Here is a 17,723-nt window from a genome sequence, read left to right as displayed (position 1 = left end):
CATTCTCTTTTAATCATTCATCAATAGTTTGATAACAGTGGGTTTCAACCTTTGTAAAACCCTTCTTTGTGAAGACCTATTACAAAACAATTATCCTCTCCGACATCCACCTTGGTATCCGTAATTCACGGGTAAAAGAAGTAGTGGACTTCCTGACGCATCACAAGTGTGATACGCTAATCCTGAATGGCGATATCATCGATGGCTGGCAACTCCGTAAATCAGGTGAGTGGAAAAAGAAACACACTTCCTTTTTCCGCATCATTATGAAGTACATGCACAAATACAATACAAAGGTGATCTACCTGCGGGGTAATCATGATGATTTTCTTGATGAGATATTGCCTTTTTCATTCGGACAATTCATTATTAAACGCCATCACATCCTGCAAAGTGCAGAAAAGAAATACTATGTAGTGCATGGTGATATTTTTGATACTGTTACAACCAAACTGAAATGGCTCGCCAAGCTGGGTGATATTGGTTATACATTTTTACTCTGGCTCAACAGACATTACAATCACTATCGTACCAAAAGAGGATTACCTTATTACTCATTATCACAGGTAGTAAAAGCAAAAGTGAAATCGGCTGTCTCCTTTATTTCCGATTACGAAGAACAGTTATGCGAAGTGGCGGCGGCAAATCATTGCGATGGTGTTATCTGCGGCCATATTCACCAGGCTGCTGACAAGACCATCAACAATATCCATTACCTCAACAGTGGCGATTGGGTGGAGACAATGAGTGCATTGGTTGAAACAGAAAACGGCGAATGGAATATTGTTTACTATAACGAGTGGCTGCAACAACAATCACCTGCAGAAACAACTTATACAAACGTACAAAACACTGCTACTTATTTTCCAAGCTTAACACCTGAACTGCTATGAACAACCGTTTTGTTTTTGCTGTACAGGGCGAAGGAAGAGGTCATTTAACCCAAGCCATCGCCACTTATGAAATGCTTATTGCACGTGGTCATACTGTATGTGCAGTATTGATCGGCAGCAGTAGCCGCAGGGAGATTCCTGCGTTTGTGCGTGAACGTATTAAAGTGCCCATCATTACTTACCGTAGCCCGAATTTTGTAACGGATAAAGAAAACAAATCGATCCGTATTGGCAGAACAATTGTAAAAAATGTAATGCAGTGGAGAACTTACCGGAAAAGTATTCGGCTGATCCGTGAAGTAATTGCACAATACAAACCAGATCTGTTGCTGAATTTTTATGAACCGTTAATTGGTCTTTCATCGGTATTTAAAAAGCTTGACACGAAAATTATTTCTATCGCTCACCAGTTCATTTACCTGCATCCTTCTTTTCAATTTCCGAACGAAGGAAATAAGAGCGATGCATTTGCAATAAAGCAATACACCAAACTTACCGCCAGAGGTTCTGATAAACTATTGGCACTTTCCTTTTATCCATTAAACCTGTCATCCTATAAAAACGTATTGATTTCGCCGCCATTGCTTCGCAAAGAAGTATTTCAGCAGGAAGTATTTGAAGGCGATCATATTCTTGTGTACCTGCTCAACTCCGGTTACATGCAGGATATTATCAGCTGGCACAAAGCTCATCCTGAGATTGAATTGCATTGTTTTACTGATAGTGCTACCGTAAAAGGTAAATGGCATTTTGATGAAACTCTTTGTTTTCATTCCCTGGATGATCAGAAGTTTTTACAATACATGGCAAGCGCAAAAGCATTGGTAACAACTGCCGGTTTTGAAAGTGTGTGCGAAGCAATGTATTTTGGTAAGCCTGTGTTAATGGTTCCGGTGAAAGGACATTTTGAACAATGGTGCAATGCAAGAGATGGTGCAAAAGCCGGTGCCGGCACTCATGCCGATTCGTTTAATCTTGATGTATTGCTTGATTACGTGCCTCAGTACAAAAATACAGGTGAAGCTTTTCAACAATGGAGCAAACAAACAAAGCATATTATGTTGCAATGTTTTTCAGATGTATTGCATCAACCCATGGAAGAGGAAATAACGGAAGAAAAATCAACTCCCTTTTTTTCAGTTCCATTCTTTGCTTTCGGTTAATCAACAGTTGGGACATAGTTAAGCTTCGGCCCATGTTTTAAACTCATGTACCCTCTCTCGACTAAGTACTACTTCTTCTGTTTTAGAACCGTTGCGTAACAATAATTTAAGACGACTGTTAACGTAGGGCTTTACCTGGGCAATACTGCTGAAGCGTGCAATATATTTCCGGTTGAGACGAAAAAATTCCTTTGGATTCAGCAAGCCTTCCAGACGATCCAATGTGTAATCCACCGTCAGCTTATTTCCTTCTTTATCCACGAGGTACACAATCTTATCATCTGCCTGGAAAAACTGTACTTCCGATGTTTCAACAAAAAACATACGTTGTCCTGCTCTTCCAAGAAACCTCGTTTTAAAAGAGGCATTATCAAAAAACTTCGACAACTGATCATAATTAACTTCTGCGAAATTTGATTGCAGCTGCATAAACTTCTGCAGAGCTTTCGCTAATGCTTCTGCTGTTACCGGTTTTAAGAGGTAGTCAATACTGCAAAGCTGAAACGCATCCAGTGCATATTCATTATAGGCTGTTATAAAAACAATGGGCCTGCTATAATTAACCTGTTTAAAAATGTCAAAACAAAAACCATCAGCCAGTTGAATATCCAGGAACAGCAGATCAGGATGTGCATTTGAATTTAACCATTGAATACTTTCTTCCACACCGTACAGGTGTTTTACTATTTCAATGGCAGGATCGTATTGTTTCAGCAGCAGCATCAGGCGTTCTGCTGCCAGTTGTTCGTCTTCAATAATCACAATTCTTTTACTTTTCATCGGTTATGCAGTTTAGTCTTGTTTTCATGTCAGTTTATGTCAATTAAAGGCAGGCTTACTTTAAACTCGTGTTCGTTTTTTTCTACTTCAATCTTCCTGCCGGTTATTAATTCGTAACGTTGATTAATATTATTCAATCCGATATTTGAAGAAGGCTCACGGTTTATTTTCGGCTGAAGATTATTACTTACTTCCAGTACAGCCGATCCGTTTGCTTTTATTTTTATTTCCAATGGTCTTGTATGAGACACAACGTTGTGTTTAATAGCATTCTCTACCAGCATTTGTAACGCAACAGGAACAACATATGCATGATTCCATCGCTCATCAATTTCTGTTTTCAACTCGATTCCTGCCGGGAAACGTTTCTGAAGCAGATACATATAAGGTTGCAGAAAATCCAGTTCCTTCTGCAGTTCAATCAACTCTTTATCCTGGTTACGTAAAATATAGTGATACACTTTTGAAAATGCTTCAATAAAATCATTCGCTTCTTCACTGCTTTTCATCACCAATGAAGACAATACATTCAGATTGTTGAATAAAAAATGTGGATTGATCTGCGACCTGATACTTTGCAACTGTGCCTGCGTATTCATTCGTAACAGCTCCTCTGCCTCCAGTTGTTTGGATTTATATTTCTGCATATAAAAAACAACCGCATTCAACAAGTGAAACAACAAAGTAATGAGTGATGTATAGGTGAGTGTTAACTTCAACGGATTATCCAACGACATAGGCACGTGTAACACAACTACTTCAAACGATACCACCACCATTATCGTTAAGATGAGGCTTCCGGCCAATCCCAAACCAAAAAATGAAAGCAGCCGTTTGTTAATGTGCTCGTCACCATGAAACCATTTGCTGAAGAATGGCTGAATCAACCGGCTCCATTCCCAGCTAAGAAGCGTGATGAGTAATATGCTCAGGAAAGCCTGGTACCAATTAATAGGTAACTCGAAATAATCGTACACCCGGCAAACAGCTGTATTTACATAGGTATATACAGCCAACGCCAGGACGAACCAATAGCGGTATTTATTCTGAAAAAACATGTAGTCAGGAAACAAAACAAAAAAACCGGCCCAAAGGTTTGGACCGGTCTCAAATGATTAAACTAAACTTAAGGAAGAATTACTTTGTTGATGAGGTGAACCACCCCGTTTTTCGCCATAATATCTGTGGCAACAATAGTGGCTGTTGCACTTGTAGCGCCACTTCCTTTAATGGTAGCATTACCACCTGAAATAGCGATGACAGCATTTGTGCCATTTGCCATTCCCACGTTACCCGCAGCAACATCGTTAGAGAATACACGGGCGCCTCCCACAACATGGTGCTTCAATACCATTCTGAGTGTTGCTACCGGAACCTGCGACAAACTGGTAACGCCCAATTGAGCCAGGAGATCTGTAAACGCCTGGTTGGTTGGTGCAAAAACAGTAGCTCCATTAATTGTTGATAAAATTTCAGCAATGTTATCGGCACTGCCGGCTGCAGTACCTGCACTTGCCAGTGTTACTGCACGAACCAATGAATCAAGGGCAGGCGCTGCGGCAACTGCTACTTGCACAATGTTTCGTCCACCTGCAGGGATCAACACACGGCCAATCACATGTGCCACGCCGTTAGAGGCTTCTGCATTGGCAGTTGTTACACGCTGTCCGTTTACAAACACATCGCTTCCAACACGCTTCACATACAATGTATCTGTAGTTGCGTTTTTTGAAGCGATTGCTGTTAAAGTTGTTGGAACCGATGCTGCCAATACTTTGCCGTCAAACACATGATACAACAATACACTTTGCAAAGTTGCTACCGGTGTATTGGCGGGGAAAGCCGCTGCTGTAAAAGCTGCATTAGTTGGTGCAAAAACAGTGAAAGGACCAGCGCCTTTCAACGTGTTGGTTAAACCTGCAGCTTCTACTGTTGATACTAAAGAAGTAAGGCCGGCTGAGCTTGCAACTTCTACCAATGTGTTAGGAGCAGGATCATTTTTCTTTTTGCAACTGCTGATACTGCCAATAAGCGTAAAAGCAGCGAGGGCCATTGCCCCATTACGTAGTACCTGGTTCTTTTTCATAATTTTGATTTTGTTATAGAACAATGAAAAAGCAAAAGCAGCGACCAAAACCGACGAACTGTTGAATGAAGGGAGTGAATCTACCGTTAAGGGTAATGAAAAGAGGGGCGTGTGCCCCTCTGAAATTTTTTGCTGAATATGAACCTTACAATATCAGATTGAATAACTCATTCCTCCGTCCTTCTCATCTTTCAACTGAATACCAAGTTCAGCCAGTTGATTGCGGATCTTATCACTCGTAACAAAATCCTTTTTCGATTTTGCATCTTTCCGCAACTCAATTAATATCTGCATCACCGAATCAAAGCGGCCGCTGTCTTCAGCACTGATCGTTTTTAAACCAAAAATATCTTCGATGTAGAGTTTCATTTGCTTTTGCATCAACACAATTGTCTCGCTGCTCAATGCATCTGCTGCAATATGTTTGTCTTTTAATCCATTGATCACAGGCACCAGTTCAAACATGCTCGCCAATGCTTTTGCAGTGTTCAAGTCATCATTCATGAATTCTTCAAACTCAGCAATGAGCTTTAGGCTGCTTGCTTCAAGTGCTGCATCTTTCGCTTCGTACTTCGTATTGCCAACATCATACTTCTGTAACCATTCATGTGCTTCCAGTAAACGTTTCAATCCTTTCTCCGCAGCCTGCAGTGCTTCGTTACCAAAATCGAGCGTGCTTCTGTATTGGGTTTGCAGGATAAAGAAACGCACGGTCATCGGGTGATAGGCTTTCTCCAAAATAGGATGATTACCACTGAACAGTTCTGTTAACTTAATGACATTGTTATAACTCTTCCCCATCTTCTTACCGTTGATGGTGATCATGTTATTATGCATCCAGTAACGCACCGGTGCTGTATGATTGCAGATAGTGCTTTGTGCAATTTCACTTTCGTGATGCGGAAACTGAAGATCCATACCGCCACCATGTATATCGAACTGTGCACCTAAATATTTTGTTGCCATCGCCGAGCACTCGATATGCCAGCCGGGAAAACCAACACCCCAGGGACTTTGCCAACGCATGATATGTTCAGGCGCTGCATTTTTCCAGAGAGCAAAATCAGCACGGTCACGTTTTTCTTCCTGTCCGTCAAGTTCACGTGTTGTTTCCAGGAGATCATCAATAACACGTCCGCTCAACTTTCCGTAATCATGACTGGCAGCATATTTCTTTACATCAAAATAAACCGAACCGTTTACTTCATACGCATAACCGGCAGCAATGATCTGTTGAATCATACCGATCTGCTCCACAATATGTCCCGTTGCAGTTGGCTCTATCGAAGGCTTTACTGTATTGAATTGATCCATGGCCCAATGAAAAAGGTTGGTGTATTTCTGCACCAGTTCCATTGGCTCCAGTTTTTCTAATATGGCTTTGGTTGAAATTTTATCTTCTGCTTCACGACCTTCTTCTTCAAAATGGCCAGCATCGGTAATGTTACGAACGTAACGTACTTTATAACCAAGATGTGTCAGGTAACGATACAACACATCAAACGTAATGTAAGGTCTTGCATGACCGAGATGACTTTCGCCACTAACGGTAGGCCCGCACACGTACATACCGACATGGCCGGGTGTAATGGATTCAAATATTTCTTTCTGACGTGTAAGTGAATTGTAAACTTTTAGCTGCGACATAAACATGAAATGGTTGTAATGAAGAATGTTGTACAAGAGGGATTGGTTGCCAAAAAAATCAGCAACAACAGCTACAACAACAGGTATAGAAGAATTTCTTCATTGAAACAAAGATAGGATTTCATGTGTTAATTTTTATTTGATTTTGGCCACCTAGTATATCCATAAAAATGATCATCGCTGTTGTTATAAATTAGCTCCCCGCCTGAATGGAAATGGCGGGCAGGGATCATTTTATGGATATTTCAGATTATTTCTGCTGCAAATTAAAATCGGCAATTACTGGACTGTGGTCACTTTGCATTGATCTTAACACTTGCACCCGTTCCACTGATAGTGATTGGCTATGCAGTACATAATCGATCCGCAAGGTGGGCGACAGGAATTTGAACGTTCGGCCAATACCCCAGCCTTTTTCAGTAAATGCATCGTACAGGTTATCGCTGATAATCTGGTAAGCATTGGAGTTAGGCACATCATTCATATCGCCACAAACAATTACCGGGTATGGGCTCTTGTCGATTGCTTCCCTTACATTTCTTGCCTGGGCAGAGCGAAGCAAATTCGCCGTTTTCATTTTACGTAAAATACTTTTTCCGGCCGTTTGCACTGCATCTACATCTATCCCTTGCTGATCAATATTCTCTACAAATTCGTAATCCTTTTTTGCAAAGTGCATGCTCTGCAGGTGAATGTTGAAAAGTCGTACGGTGTCACGCTTAATCAACAGATCAACCCATAAAAATGTGTGATTGTATTCCTTTATATCCTGCACTTTTTCCCAACGTAATATGGGATAATTTGAAAACACAGCTACACAAAAAGGATGGTAGCGTTCATTCTTTTGTCTGAGGTTAGTATGTACACCAAATGCCCTGTCGTTAGCTGCGGCCACATATTTATAGCCGAGTTTTTTCTTCACCTTTTCCAGTGTAATTGGTGACAAAGTATCGAGTGAAAAAACAAACTCCTGAACAGCCAACACATCAGCTTTAAGATTTTTTGCTTCCTGCAACATACCAAGATCAAGATGACCTTTGTTCTCAAAAAAATTAAAGAGATGTGCGTTCCAGGTGGCTACCCGAAATGATGATTCATCTGCCGGTTTTGTTTTTGATTTGGGATGAAATCCAAAGAAAGAACCGATCAGCTCAAGACAAAGTAATAAGGTAATGACAGGAATGAAAGCCAGCCTGCGTTTTGCTGCCAGCCAGAAAATAAGAAACCCTATTTGCAGAATAAGAAAGAAAGGGAATAAGAGCGCAAACAAATTAACGATCCACGAAACAGATGGCGGAAGAGCAGGCAGGAAATACAACAGCAGCATACAAACACTCAACGCAACATTGCAGAAAATGAAAAATTTTTTTGTGAAGCTGCGAAAGAATCCGGCCATAACAGGTTTTATGTTTCATTATCAGCCGCTTTTTTCAGAATATCTTTTTCTTCCTGTGTTAATGATTGATATCCCTGCTGGCTGATTTTATCGAGGATGTCATCAACACGTTGCTGTGTTACGTTGGGCTTTTTTGAAAAAGGTTGTTGACCTTTTGTGTTGTAAAATACTTCTTTCTTTAATGTTTTTTTCGCCGGTTTTTCTTTGGGGTCAAATAAATGAGTAAACCAGTTATAAAGTCTGTGCATCCACTCTCCGGGATCTTTTCCTTTCTGTATTTGTTTGATGTAAACATAACCTAAGGCAGCACCACCGAGATGAGCCAGGTGATGTGGGAAAGCAGCACTGGCAAGACCCGCAAAATCAATGATCACATAAATCAGGGTGATCACCCATAATGGAATACCTCCATTGATCATAGGAAACACACGATAATCGGGAGCGGTAAATGTTGCCGCAATGGCAATGGCCATCACACAGGCACTTGCTCCGAGATAACTGAAGCTGTTGATCTCAGCAGCAAAACGTGGTAACAGGTTGGCACTTGCAATAAACAAAACAGCCCCGGCCAGGCCACCATAAATATAAAGTGGAACAATGTGCTTGTTGCCCACCAGGTCTTGCAACAAAAATCCAAATGCCCACAGGAACAACATATTTCCCAGCAATTGCCACAAACTGTATTGCGCAATCATGTGCGAAAGCAATACCCAAGGCCGGGTGATAAACGTATTTAGATTTGCAGGTAAGCTCACCCAATCGAGCACCTGCGATTTGTACAAGTTGACTTCAACATTGGGTGTGAGTTGGAATACGATCTCAATAAATTTGAGGATCACAAATATGATTACATTAATGGCGATGAGGCGCATGACTGCATCTCCATCTTCACCAAACATCATTCTTTTCTTCTTTTCTGCCTGCAGGTAACTCATACTTCAGTCATTTATCAATAAAACGTACGGCGATTCTTTTTGTTCCAGTACCATACCAATAAAAAGCCAATTAGTGCACCGCCCAGGTGAGCAAAGTGTGCTACACTTCCTCCACTGTTACGAACGCCCATCCAAAGTTCGGCAGCAGCATACAAAATCACAAACCATTTTGCTTTTATCGGGAAGAAAAAATAAATATAAATAAGTGTGTTGGGGAAGATATAACCAAAGGCAGCCAGGCAGCCGAACACTGCGCCTGAAGCGCCAACGGTTGGCGTGTTCAGCATCACATCAGCACCTTGCTGAACATATACAATACTTTCATCTACATATGCCTGGTTACTGAGATCGTTCGACCACATATCAGCAAATGCCTGTAATTGTTGCCTGTCGAAAACCCTCGTTAGTCCATTTTGATCAAAGAAACTCATAAAGCCTGCTGGGGATGGCGAAGTTCTGTACGAAGCAAGCTCACTCATTAATGGCTGCATTTCATAAAATAGCCAACCCAGATGAATAGCTGCTGCGCCTAAGCCACAGAGTATGTAAAAAGTGAGAAACCGCTTTGAACCCCATAAATTTTCCAGCATATTACCAAACATCCACAATGCAAACATGTTGAACAGGAAATGGAAGAAATCACCATGCATGAAAAGATGGGTGATGAGTTGGTGCGGTTTAAACAAATCAGATTGTACGCTATGCAATGCAAAAAAATCGATGATTGCTTTTTCGCTTCCCCATGCGCCACTGGTATATTGCGCCAGCAGTACTAACCCGTTTATGATAATAAGATTTTTGATTACCGGTGGTAACACGTTAAAACCACCGGGGCGTATTTGCTGATAACTCACTACAGATTAATTTGAATGATGAAGTACAAATTTCGGGATTGTGGGGCAATCCCGAGATAAACATCTTTCTTTAAAACGTTAAACCCCTGTTTACTTTCTCAATACCAACGCCGCCACATTTTCAATATGGTGCGTATGCGGGAACATATCTACCGGTTGCAACTGTTCAACCACATATTTCTCATTCAGCAATTGCAGATCTCTTGCCTGTGTGGCAGGATTACAGCTTACGTATACAATACGTGGCGCTTCAATTTCCAGCAACTTCTTCACGAGTTTTTCGTGCATACCCACACGTGGAGGATCAGTAATGATCACATCAGGACGGCCATGTGCTGCAAAAAACTCATCGTTACAAATATCAATTACATCGCCTGCATAGAACGAAGTGTTGGTTAAACCATTTGCTTGTGCATTCAACTTCGCATCTTCAATGGCTTCGGCCACTGCTTCCACACCAATGATCTTCTTCGCACCTTTGCTGCAAAAGATACCGATGCTGCCGGTGCCGCAATACAGATCATACAAGGTTTCGTTGCCGGTGAGCTTTGCAAACTCTCTTGTTACTTTGTATAATTCTTCGCCTTGCTTGGTATTGGTTTGAAAAAAAGATTTGGGGCCGATCTTGAACACAAACTCTTCCAGCTTTTCACTTACATATCCGCTGCCAAAAAAGGTTTCCGGCTGCAGATCATATATACTATCGTTCCATTTAGGATTAATGGTATAAAGCAAAGTTGTGATCTCCGGGAACTCTGCCAGCATTGCATTGAACAATAACTCACGGTTAGGCACATCGTCATAACCAAACGTGATATTCACCATTACTTCGCCGGTGGTGGTCATCCGGAAAATCATGGTACGCAACCAACCTTCGTGTGCTTTAATATCATAAAACGAAAAGCCGTTCTTTTTTGCAAACTCTCTTACAAAATTGCGGATGGCATTGTTGGGTTCCTGCTGCAGGTAGCAGGTGTGTATATCGATGACCTTATCAAAAATTTTGGGAACGTGAAAACCCAACGCAACATCTGCGGGCGGAGGAGCAGGTTCGGATTGTTCAGATGATGGGTTTGTTTGTGCTTCCTTGGCTCTTACCTCATCTCTTTTCAATAATTCCTCACGTGTGAGATAGCGTTTATTGCTGAACGTGTATTCAAGTTTGTTGCGATAGTATTTTGTTTGCTTTGCGCCAACAATGGGCAACAGTTCGGGCAACTCAATGCGGCCAATGCGTTTCAGGTTTTGCTCCACTTCCCGTTGCTTATACTCCAGCTGCTTTTCATAAGGCAACATCTGCCATTTGCAACCACCGCACAAACCGAAATGTTCACAAAACGGTGTGGTACGTTCGGGAGAATATTCATGAAAGTGGACGGCTTTCCCCTCGGCCCAGTCTTTTTTGCTTTTTCCCAGCTGAACATTCACCACATCGCCGGGCACGGCGCCTTCAATAAACAGCACTTTCCCATCTACACGGGCTATTGATTTGCCTTCGGCGGCATAATCTTCCACTTTTACCTGTTCGAGTATCCTTATTTTCTGTTTTTTTCTCACGGCGCAAAGGTAACAAAGAGCGGTTTACCGTAAAGGCTAAATTCTACGTATAAAAATTTTATATTTGCCGTATAATTAAAGTTATGGATACGAAGATCACCTTGAGCTTTGATGCCGCTGTAATTGAAAAGGCAAAGAAGTTTGCTGAAAAAAACAATATGAGTCTGTCACGGCTTACCGAATACCTTTTACGTCAAATTACCAGCAATCAATATAAGACGCTGGAGGAGTTCCCGATTTCAGATTGGGTAAACCAGGTTGCGGAAGGCGAAGCAGAATACCTGACCAAGCCAAGAGGAAGAAAAGCAATTAAGTCAGAATATTACCAATCAAGATCATGAAATATTCATAAAAATTATCACCGCTTTTGGTATAAACCCGCCTGCCGGACGGGGAGGTTTGCTTGATAATTTTTATGAATATTCTATGTGGCTAAATTAAATAAAAATGAACACGTGAAAATTTTTCTTGATGCGAATATCCTGATTGCAGTTTGCAATAAAGAATATCCCCTTTTCCCTTTTGCTGCGAGAATTTTAAGTCTTGCCGACAAACGTGAACATCAGCTTTACACATCTCCATTATGCCTTGCAATCAGTTACTATTTCGCAGAGAAAAAAGCTGGGCATAGTAAAGCAAAACAAAAAATGATACTACTGGCTGAAAAGATAAAACTGACAGATCACACGCCTGAAGATGTAAGGCAGGTTGCTTTAAATAAAAAGATAAATGATTTTGAAGACGGGCTGGAATATTACTCAGCCAAGCGGTTTAAATGCGATGTGGTTGTTACAGAGGATATTGATGATTTTTATTTTTCTGACATTTTGGTCTTATCAGCCGAAGCTTTTCTGAAGGGATTACACAAATAGCCACTTTGCAAATCGTTAACAGCTGCAGAAAGCTTTTGAATTAACTTTACGTTATTCGCTATGAAGAAGACAACCCTTGTTCTGACAACCCTTTTATGCTGCGGTACCCTTTTTAGCCAGGGCTACCGTATTGCCGTTCAGTACAAACCTGTACCCAACAGCCGGCTTTATCTCGGATATTATTTCGGCAGTCAGAAATATGTACTCGATTCTGCTTTGCTCGATCCTAAAGGTGAAGCTGTTTTTACCGGTGCTGAAAAACTTACCGGCGGTTTGTATATCATTGTTGATCCGCAAAAGAAAACCTTTGTTGATATTCTTATTGATAAGGAACAGGATTTCAACGTAAGCATCGACAGTGCTGCCTTCACTATTATGTCCATTAAAGGATCAAAGGAAAACGACTACCTGAAAAAGTATAAAGATGCTTCGGCATTGTATTACAGAAATTATCCGCAGCTGATGAATGATCTTGCTGTTGCTAAAACAAAACAAGACAGCGCTGCAGTTCAACGAAAACTGAATGAAGCAAATGTAAAAGCACAGCAATGGCGTGATAGTTTTATCACAGCTCAACCCGATGCTTATCTCAGTTTACTTTTCCGTCTGCTGAAAGAACCGGTTTATTCTGCTGCGGGTGCAAAAACAAAACAAGACAGCGTTAATGCATTTTATCAATACAAAAAACAATTCTGGCCAAACATATCTTTTGCTGATGAACGCCTGTTACGTACGCCCATGTTTGAGCAACGGCTCAACAGGTATATGGAAACAGCAGTGATTCGTGATCCTGACAGTATTAAACTCGAGTTGGATAAGTTTATTCTTTACAGCCGTACCAATAAAACCATGTTCCGTTACTTCATTAATCGTTTTACCAACGAATACATGAATCCGAAGTATATGGGGCTTGATGTAGTGTTTCTTCACCTGTTTGAAAAATATTATCTCAGCAACCAGGTTGACTGGCTCGAGAAAAAAGACCGTGATCTTGTTTTCAACAGGGCTTATAATATTTATGGAAATATAGTTGGCGAGCCTGCGGCCGAATTGAACTTGTTAGATACACTAAACCGGAAGGTGAACTTGTATTCCATCAAATCACCTTATACAGTTGTTATATTTTGGGACCCTGAATGTGGTCATTGTAAAGAACAGGTGCCAAAAGTTGATAGTCTTTACCGGGCCAGTTGGAAAAAACAAGGTGTGAAAGTAGTTGGGGTGCTGAGTGATGGCTCCGGCGATGATGAAGCAAAAGCAAAAGAAATGCAGCAACGCTGGACCGAATACATACGCACACAAAAGTTGAGTGATTGGGTGCACTTGTATCAGACCACCCAAATGCGTAAAACAGAACAGGCCAACCAAACACCGGGTTTTCGACAGGCATACGATGTTTTTCAAACGCCCACAATATATTTGCTTGACGAACAAAAGCGAATTGTTGCTAAAAAAATAAATCCTGAGCAGGTTGATGAACTCCTGCAGTATAAAAAAAACAACCAAACGTCCAAACATCCATAACCAAAGCTTATGCGTAACATTCTATTTTTTCTTTTGATGGTTGCAGCTACCGGCAGCCAGGCTCAAACCCTTTTTACCTACGGCACAAACAAAATTGATAAGAAAGAATTCTGGCGTGCATTTTCTAAAAATAACAATGGCGCAACCGATGAAAAATCCATTCGGGAATATCTTGATCTCTTTGTTCGTTTTAAACTGAAAGTACAGTCAGCAAAAGATGCCAAGCTCGATACGTTGCCTAACATCCAGAATGATATTGCGGCCTTTCGTGCACAGATCATTGAACAATATATGCGCAACCAGGGCAGCATTAAAGAACTGGTGAATGAGGCTATTGAACGCAGTGCTACTGAACTGGAAGTAGCACATGTATTTGTTGGATATGATAACGACACTGCAAAAGCAAAAGCTGCTATTGATAAAGCCTATGCTCAATTGCAAACAGGTGCTGACTTTGCAGTTACATCAAAAACTTTATCAACCAATGATTATGTAAAGTCAACCGATGGTTATATCGGTTACGTTTCTGCTTTCTCCTTACCATACGATCTTGAAACAGCTATTTATAACACAGCAGTTGGCGGTTATTCAAAACCGGTAGCAGGCAAAAGTGGTTACCATATTTTTAAGGTGATGAATAAACGTGCAACACTTGGCAAAATGAAAGCAGCACAAATTCTTATTGCTATTCCTGCCAATGCAACACAAGAAGAAATTGCAGCAGCACGTACAAGAGCGGAGATGGTTTATGGCTTAGCTAAGAAAGGCGATGCATTTGATAAGCTTGCGCAAACTTACAGCGACGATAAATTAACCTTTCAGAATGGCGGAGAATTACCTGAGTTTGGTTTTACGAAATATGATGCAGCATTCAGCAAAGCCGCATTTGGCTTGCAAAAAGATGGCGACATCAGCGCACCTGTACAAACAGCTTCAGGCTTTCACATCATTAAGCGATTGGAATTAAAGCCAGCAGTAGCCGATAAAAATGACCCGGCCCTGGTGCAGGAATTTAATGAGAAAGTAAATACTGATGCCCGTATTAATGTTGCCATTGCCAAACAAAGAGAACAGATGCTGAAGAGCAGTAATTACAAGGCACTTCCGTACAATGAAAAAGAAGTATGGATCATTACCGATACATTACTGAAAGCAAAGAACTATGCAGCCATCTATAAAGCTAACCAGCAAAAGCCATTGTTTACATTAGGCACAAGAGTTACTTCGGTGGCAGATTGGTTAAAGTATGTGAAGAGCCTGCAAACGCCTAACTACCAACCGAAACAAACTGACTACAAAGAACTGATGAAACAGTTTGTTTTTGCTACTGCTGAACAGTATTACAAAGACAGGCTTGAAACAACAAATGATGAAGTTGGTTTCCAGATTAAAGAGTTTCGTGAAGGAAGCATGTTGTTTGAAATTATGGAACGGAAGATCTGGAGTGTGGCACCTGCCGACAGCGCAGGACTTATTGCATATTACAATCGTAACAAACAAAAATATACCTGGCAGCCAAGTGTAAACGCTATTGTGTTTAATTGTGCGGATACTGCTGTTGCCAACCGTGCATTGGAAATGATGAAGAAAGAACCAATGAAGTGGAAAGACCACATGGATTTTCTCGGTGGAACAGCATTAGCCGACAGCAGCCGTTTTGAACTGAATCAATTGCCTGTGGTCGAAGGAACAAGTTTTACTGCGGGACAATTCACTCCCATTGTAACAAATCCAAATGATGGGTCCTCTTCCTTTTGTTATATCCTGAAAGTATATAACAGCAAAGACCAACGCAGTTATGACGAAGCAAAAGGTTTGGTGATCAACGATTATCAGCTGGAGATGGAAGAGAAATGGATCAGTCAACTCAAAAAGAAATACCCGGTAAAGGTAAATGAAGCGGTAGTGAAAAGTATGGTGAAGTAATTAAGTTCTATAATAAAAAGAGGCGGTTGAAATCAACCGCCTCTTTTTATTAAGCTTAATTTTTACATCACATTCTTCACCACATTATAAATCACTTTCGGGCTGCCGAGTGTGTAATAGTGCAACACCGGTACTCCAAACTCTTTCAATTCCTTTGATTGTTGAATGAGCCATTCCGTTCCTACTTTCTTGCAATCTTCATCTGTTTTAGCACGCATCATTTCGTTGCTGAGTTCTGTTGGTATGTCAACATGGAAAGTTCGTGGTATAACAGAAAGTTGCTTTTTGCTTGTTAATGGTTTCAGGCCCGGAATGATTGGTACTTCAATTCCAATTTCACGGCATTGTTTTACAAACGCAAAGAATTTGCTGTTGTCAAAAAACATCTGCGTCATTATATATTCGGCACCTGCATCTACTTTATCTTTCAGGCGTTGCATTTCTATTTCCTGGTTAGGGGTTTCGAAATGTTTTTCAGGATAACCTGCCACACCTGCACAGAAATCGGTACGGAAACCATCACGGATATCTTCTTCGAGGTAAATACCATGATTGAGATTGATGGTTTGTCTTAAAAGATCAATTGCTAAACGGTTGCCCTCAGGATGCGGTTCAAAATAGGTTTCGTTCTTAGCTGCATCACCACGAAGCACCAACACATTCTGTACGCCAATAAAATTCAGATCGATGAGCGCATCTTCAGTTTCACGTTTAGAGAAACCGCCGCAAATGAGATGGGGAACAGCATCGATATTGTAGTGGTTTTGCAAAGCTGCGCAAATACCAACAGTGCCGGGACGCTTACGCACTTCCACTTTTTCGAAGGTACCGTCGGGTTTCTTTTTAAATACCTGCTCTGCACGGTGGTAGGTAACATTGATCCATGATGGTTTAAACTCCATTAAGGGATCAAGATGATCAAAAATTGAATTGATGGTTTTTCCTTTCAGTGGCGGAAGTATCTCAAAAGAAACAAGGGTATCTTTTGCCTGTGCTATATGCTCGGTTACTTTCATTTATCGATTGTTATTTGCTTTGGCTTGCTGCTGTTTCCTGTTCAATTCATGAATGAACGATGAAGGGATTGCGACGCAACGATGATGCTACAGGGAACAAAAGCCGGTATCAAAAAAATTTCATGCAAACATATAACAGGAGCGGTTCTTAATCAAACAATGTTTGGCTGCCACTTTCACATTTTAAAAGGGAATGAACAAGTGTTCATAAAGAGGAATGCGGTATTTTCGCAACTACAATTTTTTGTTTTGAGTTTAACCATCCATACATCTGAGCTTGTAAAGCGTTACCGCACCCGCACGGTGGCCAATAAAGTGAGCATTGAAGTGAAGCAAGGCGAAATTGTTGGTTTGCTGGGACCCAATGGCGCCGGTAAAACCACAACGTTTTACATGGTGGTGGGTTTTGTGAAACCAGATGAAGGAGAAGTGTTTCTCAATGATGAGAATATTACCAATATGGCCATGTACAAACGGGCGCAATTGGGCATTGGCTACCTGCCGCAGGAAGCCAGTGTGTTTCGCAAACTGTCGGTGGAAGAGAATATTGCAGCTGTTTTGGAAATGACGAAGCTGAGCAAAGACGAACAACGGGAAAAACTGGAAGATCTGTTGAGCGAGTTTCGCCTGCACCACGTGCGTAAGAATAAAGGCGATTCCTTGAGTGGTGGTGAACGACGCCGAACTGAAATTGCCCGTGCCTTGGCAGTTGATCCTAAGTTTATTCTGCTGGATGAGCCTTTTGCAGGAGTTGACCCGATTGCCGTGGAAGACATTCAGGCGATTGTTGCCAAACTGAAATACCGCAATATCGGTATCCTGATTACCGATCATAACGTAACCGAAACTCTATCGATCTGCGACCGTGCCTACCTCTTGATCGAAGGAAAGATTTTTAAACATGGAACTGCTGAAGAGTTGGCCGATGATGAACAGGTACGCCGATTATACCTGGGCCGCAATTTTGAACTGAAGCGGAAGGATTATTTGCATGAAGAGGCTGCCAATAGTCAGCAAAGCGAATAACCATTTCAGTTAGCGTAAGTCGATTAACTTTTTTTATCTTGCCGAAAC

General features: G+C 41.2%; 16 protein-coding genes. 7 read left to right on the top strand and 9 right to left on the bottom strand.

Going from position 1 to position 17,723, the window contains the following annotated elements; translation table 11 throughout:
* The first annotated feature begins 68 nt into the window (after positions 1–68).
* Positions 69–893: a UDP-2,3-diacylglucosamine diphosphatase gene (locus VK159_RS16940; RefSeq protein WP_324231351.1), complete on the top strand. Its 825-nt coding sequence runs from the start codon at positions 69–71 to the stop codon at positions 891–893.
* Positions 890–2,056, top strand: a complete 1,167-nt coding sequence (locus tag VK159_RS16935) for a glycosyltransferase family protein (protein WP_324231350.1) — start codon at positions 890–892, stop codon at positions 2,054–2,056. Before VK159_RS16940 ends, VK159_RS16935 begins: the two co-directional genes overlap by 4 nt.
* An 18-nt stretch (positions 2,057–2,074) precedes the next feature.
* Here the strand turns inward: VK159_RS16935 and VK159_RS16930 are convergent, their stop codons facing one another.
* The 8 genes from VK159_RS16930 to rlmD all read right to left on the bottom strand — a co-directional run bounded on the left by VK159_RS16930 (position 2,075) and on the right by rlmD (position 11,311).
* Complete coding sequence (locus VK159_RS16930) at positions 2,075–2,836, bottom strand: LytTR family DNA-binding domain-containing protein (RefSeq protein ID WP_324231349.1); 762 nt, start codon at positions 2,834–2,836, stop codon at positions 2,075–2,077.
* Between the two features lie 29 nt (positions 2,837–2,865).
* On the bottom strand, positions 2,866–3,894 hold the full coding sequence (locus tag VK159_RS16925) for a sensor histidine kinase (RefSeq protein WP_324231348.1): 1,029 nt from the start codon (positions 3,892–3,894) through the stop codon (positions 2,866–2,868).
* Positions 3,895–3,962: 68 nt separating this feature from the next.
* A complete protein-coding gene (locus tag VK159_RS16920; RefSeq protein ID WP_324231347.1) occupies positions 3,963–4,922 on the bottom strand; it encodes a fasciclin domain-containing protein in 960 nt (319 codons plus the stop codon).
* A 153-nt stretch (positions 4,923–5,075) separates the two neighbouring features.
* A complete protein-coding gene (cysS, locus tag VK159_RS16915; RefSeq protein ID WP_324231346.1) occupies positions 5,076–6,569 on the bottom strand; it encodes a cysteine--tRNA ligase in 1,494 nt (497 codons plus the stop codon).
* A 250-nt stretch (positions 6,570–6,819) separates the two neighbouring features.
* Entirely contained in the window at positions 6,820–7,965 is a 1,146-nt protein-coding gene (locus VK159_RS16910) for an endonuclease/exonuclease/phosphatase family protein (RefSeq protein ID WP_324231345.1), read from the bottom strand.
* 8 nt (positions 7,966–7,973) lie between these two features.
* Entirely contained in the window at positions 7,974–8,900 is a 927-nt protein-coding gene (locus VK159_RS16905) for a rhomboid family intramembrane serine protease (RefSeq protein WP_324231344.1), read from the bottom strand.
* Between the two features lie 14 nt (positions 8,901–8,914).
* Complete coding sequence (locus VK159_RS16900; RefSeq protein WP_324231343.1) at positions 8,915–9,754, bottom strand: rhomboid family intramembrane serine protease; 840 nt, start codon at positions 9,752–9,754, stop codon at positions 8,915–8,917.
* 90 nt (positions 9,755–9,844) lie between these two features.
* A complete protein-coding gene (rlmD, locus tag VK159_RS16895; protein ID WP_324231342.1) occupies positions 9,845–11,311 on the bottom strand; it encodes a 23S rRNA (uracil(1939)-C(5))-methyltransferase RlmD in 1,467 nt (488 codons plus the stop codon).
* Positions 11,312–11,394: 83 nt separating this feature from the next.
* On the opposite strand from rlmD, the gene VK159_RS16890 reads away from it, so the two are divergent.
* The 4 genes from VK159_RS16890 to VK159_RS16875 all read left to right on the top strand — a co-directional run bounded on the left by VK159_RS16890 (position 11,395) and on the right by VK159_RS16875 (position 15,633).
* Entirely contained in the window at positions 11,395–11,652 is a 258-nt protein-coding gene (locus tag VK159_RS16890; RefSeq protein ID WP_324231341.1) for a DUF6364 family protein, read from the top strand.
* Between the two features lie 114 nt (positions 11,653–11,766).
* On the top strand, positions 11,767–12,183 hold the full coding sequence (locus tag VK159_RS16885; protein ID WP_324231340.1) for a PIN domain-containing protein: 417 nt from the start codon (positions 11,767–11,769) through the stop codon (positions 12,181–12,183).
* 60 nt (positions 12,184–12,243) lie between these two features.
* Entirely contained in the window at positions 12,244–13,707 is a 1,464-nt protein-coding gene (locus VK159_RS16880) for a redoxin domain-containing protein (protein WP_324231339.1), read from the top strand.
* Between the two features lie 9 nt (positions 13,708–13,716).
* Positions 13,717–15,633 carry a peptidylprolyl isomerase gene (locus VK159_RS16875; protein WP_324231338.1) on the top strand — a complete coding sequence of 639 codons (1,917 nt, stop codon included), beginning with the start codon at positions 13,717–13,719 and terminating at the stop codon, positions 15,631–15,633.
* A gap of 62 nt (positions 15,634–15,695) precedes the next feature.
* Here VK159_RS16875 and VK159_RS16870 read toward each other — a convergent pair whose 3' ends face one another.
* A complete protein-coding gene (locus tag VK159_RS16870; protein ID WP_324231337.1) occupies positions 15,696–16,649 on the bottom strand; it encodes a methylenetetrahydrofolate reductase in 954 nt (317 codons plus the stop codon).
* 249 nt (positions 16,650–16,898) lie between these two features.
* Here VK159_RS16870 and lptB point away from each other — a divergent pair, with 249 nt between their 5' ends.
* Positions 16,899–17,675: an LPS export ABC transporter ATP-binding protein gene (gene lptB, locus VK159_RS16865; RefSeq protein ID WP_324231336.1), complete on the top strand. Its 777-nt coding sequence runs from the start codon at positions 16,899–16,901 to the stop codon at positions 17,673–17,675.
* Positions 17,676–17,723 lie beyond the last annotated feature (48 nt).

It is taken from the genome of Lacibacter sp. (assembly GCF_035299325.1).
Classification (GTDB): domain Bacteria; phylum Bacteroidota; class Bacteroidia; order Chitinophagales; family Chitinophagaceae; genus Lacibacter.
This window is presented reverse-complemented; position numbering and strand designations above follow the sequence as displayed.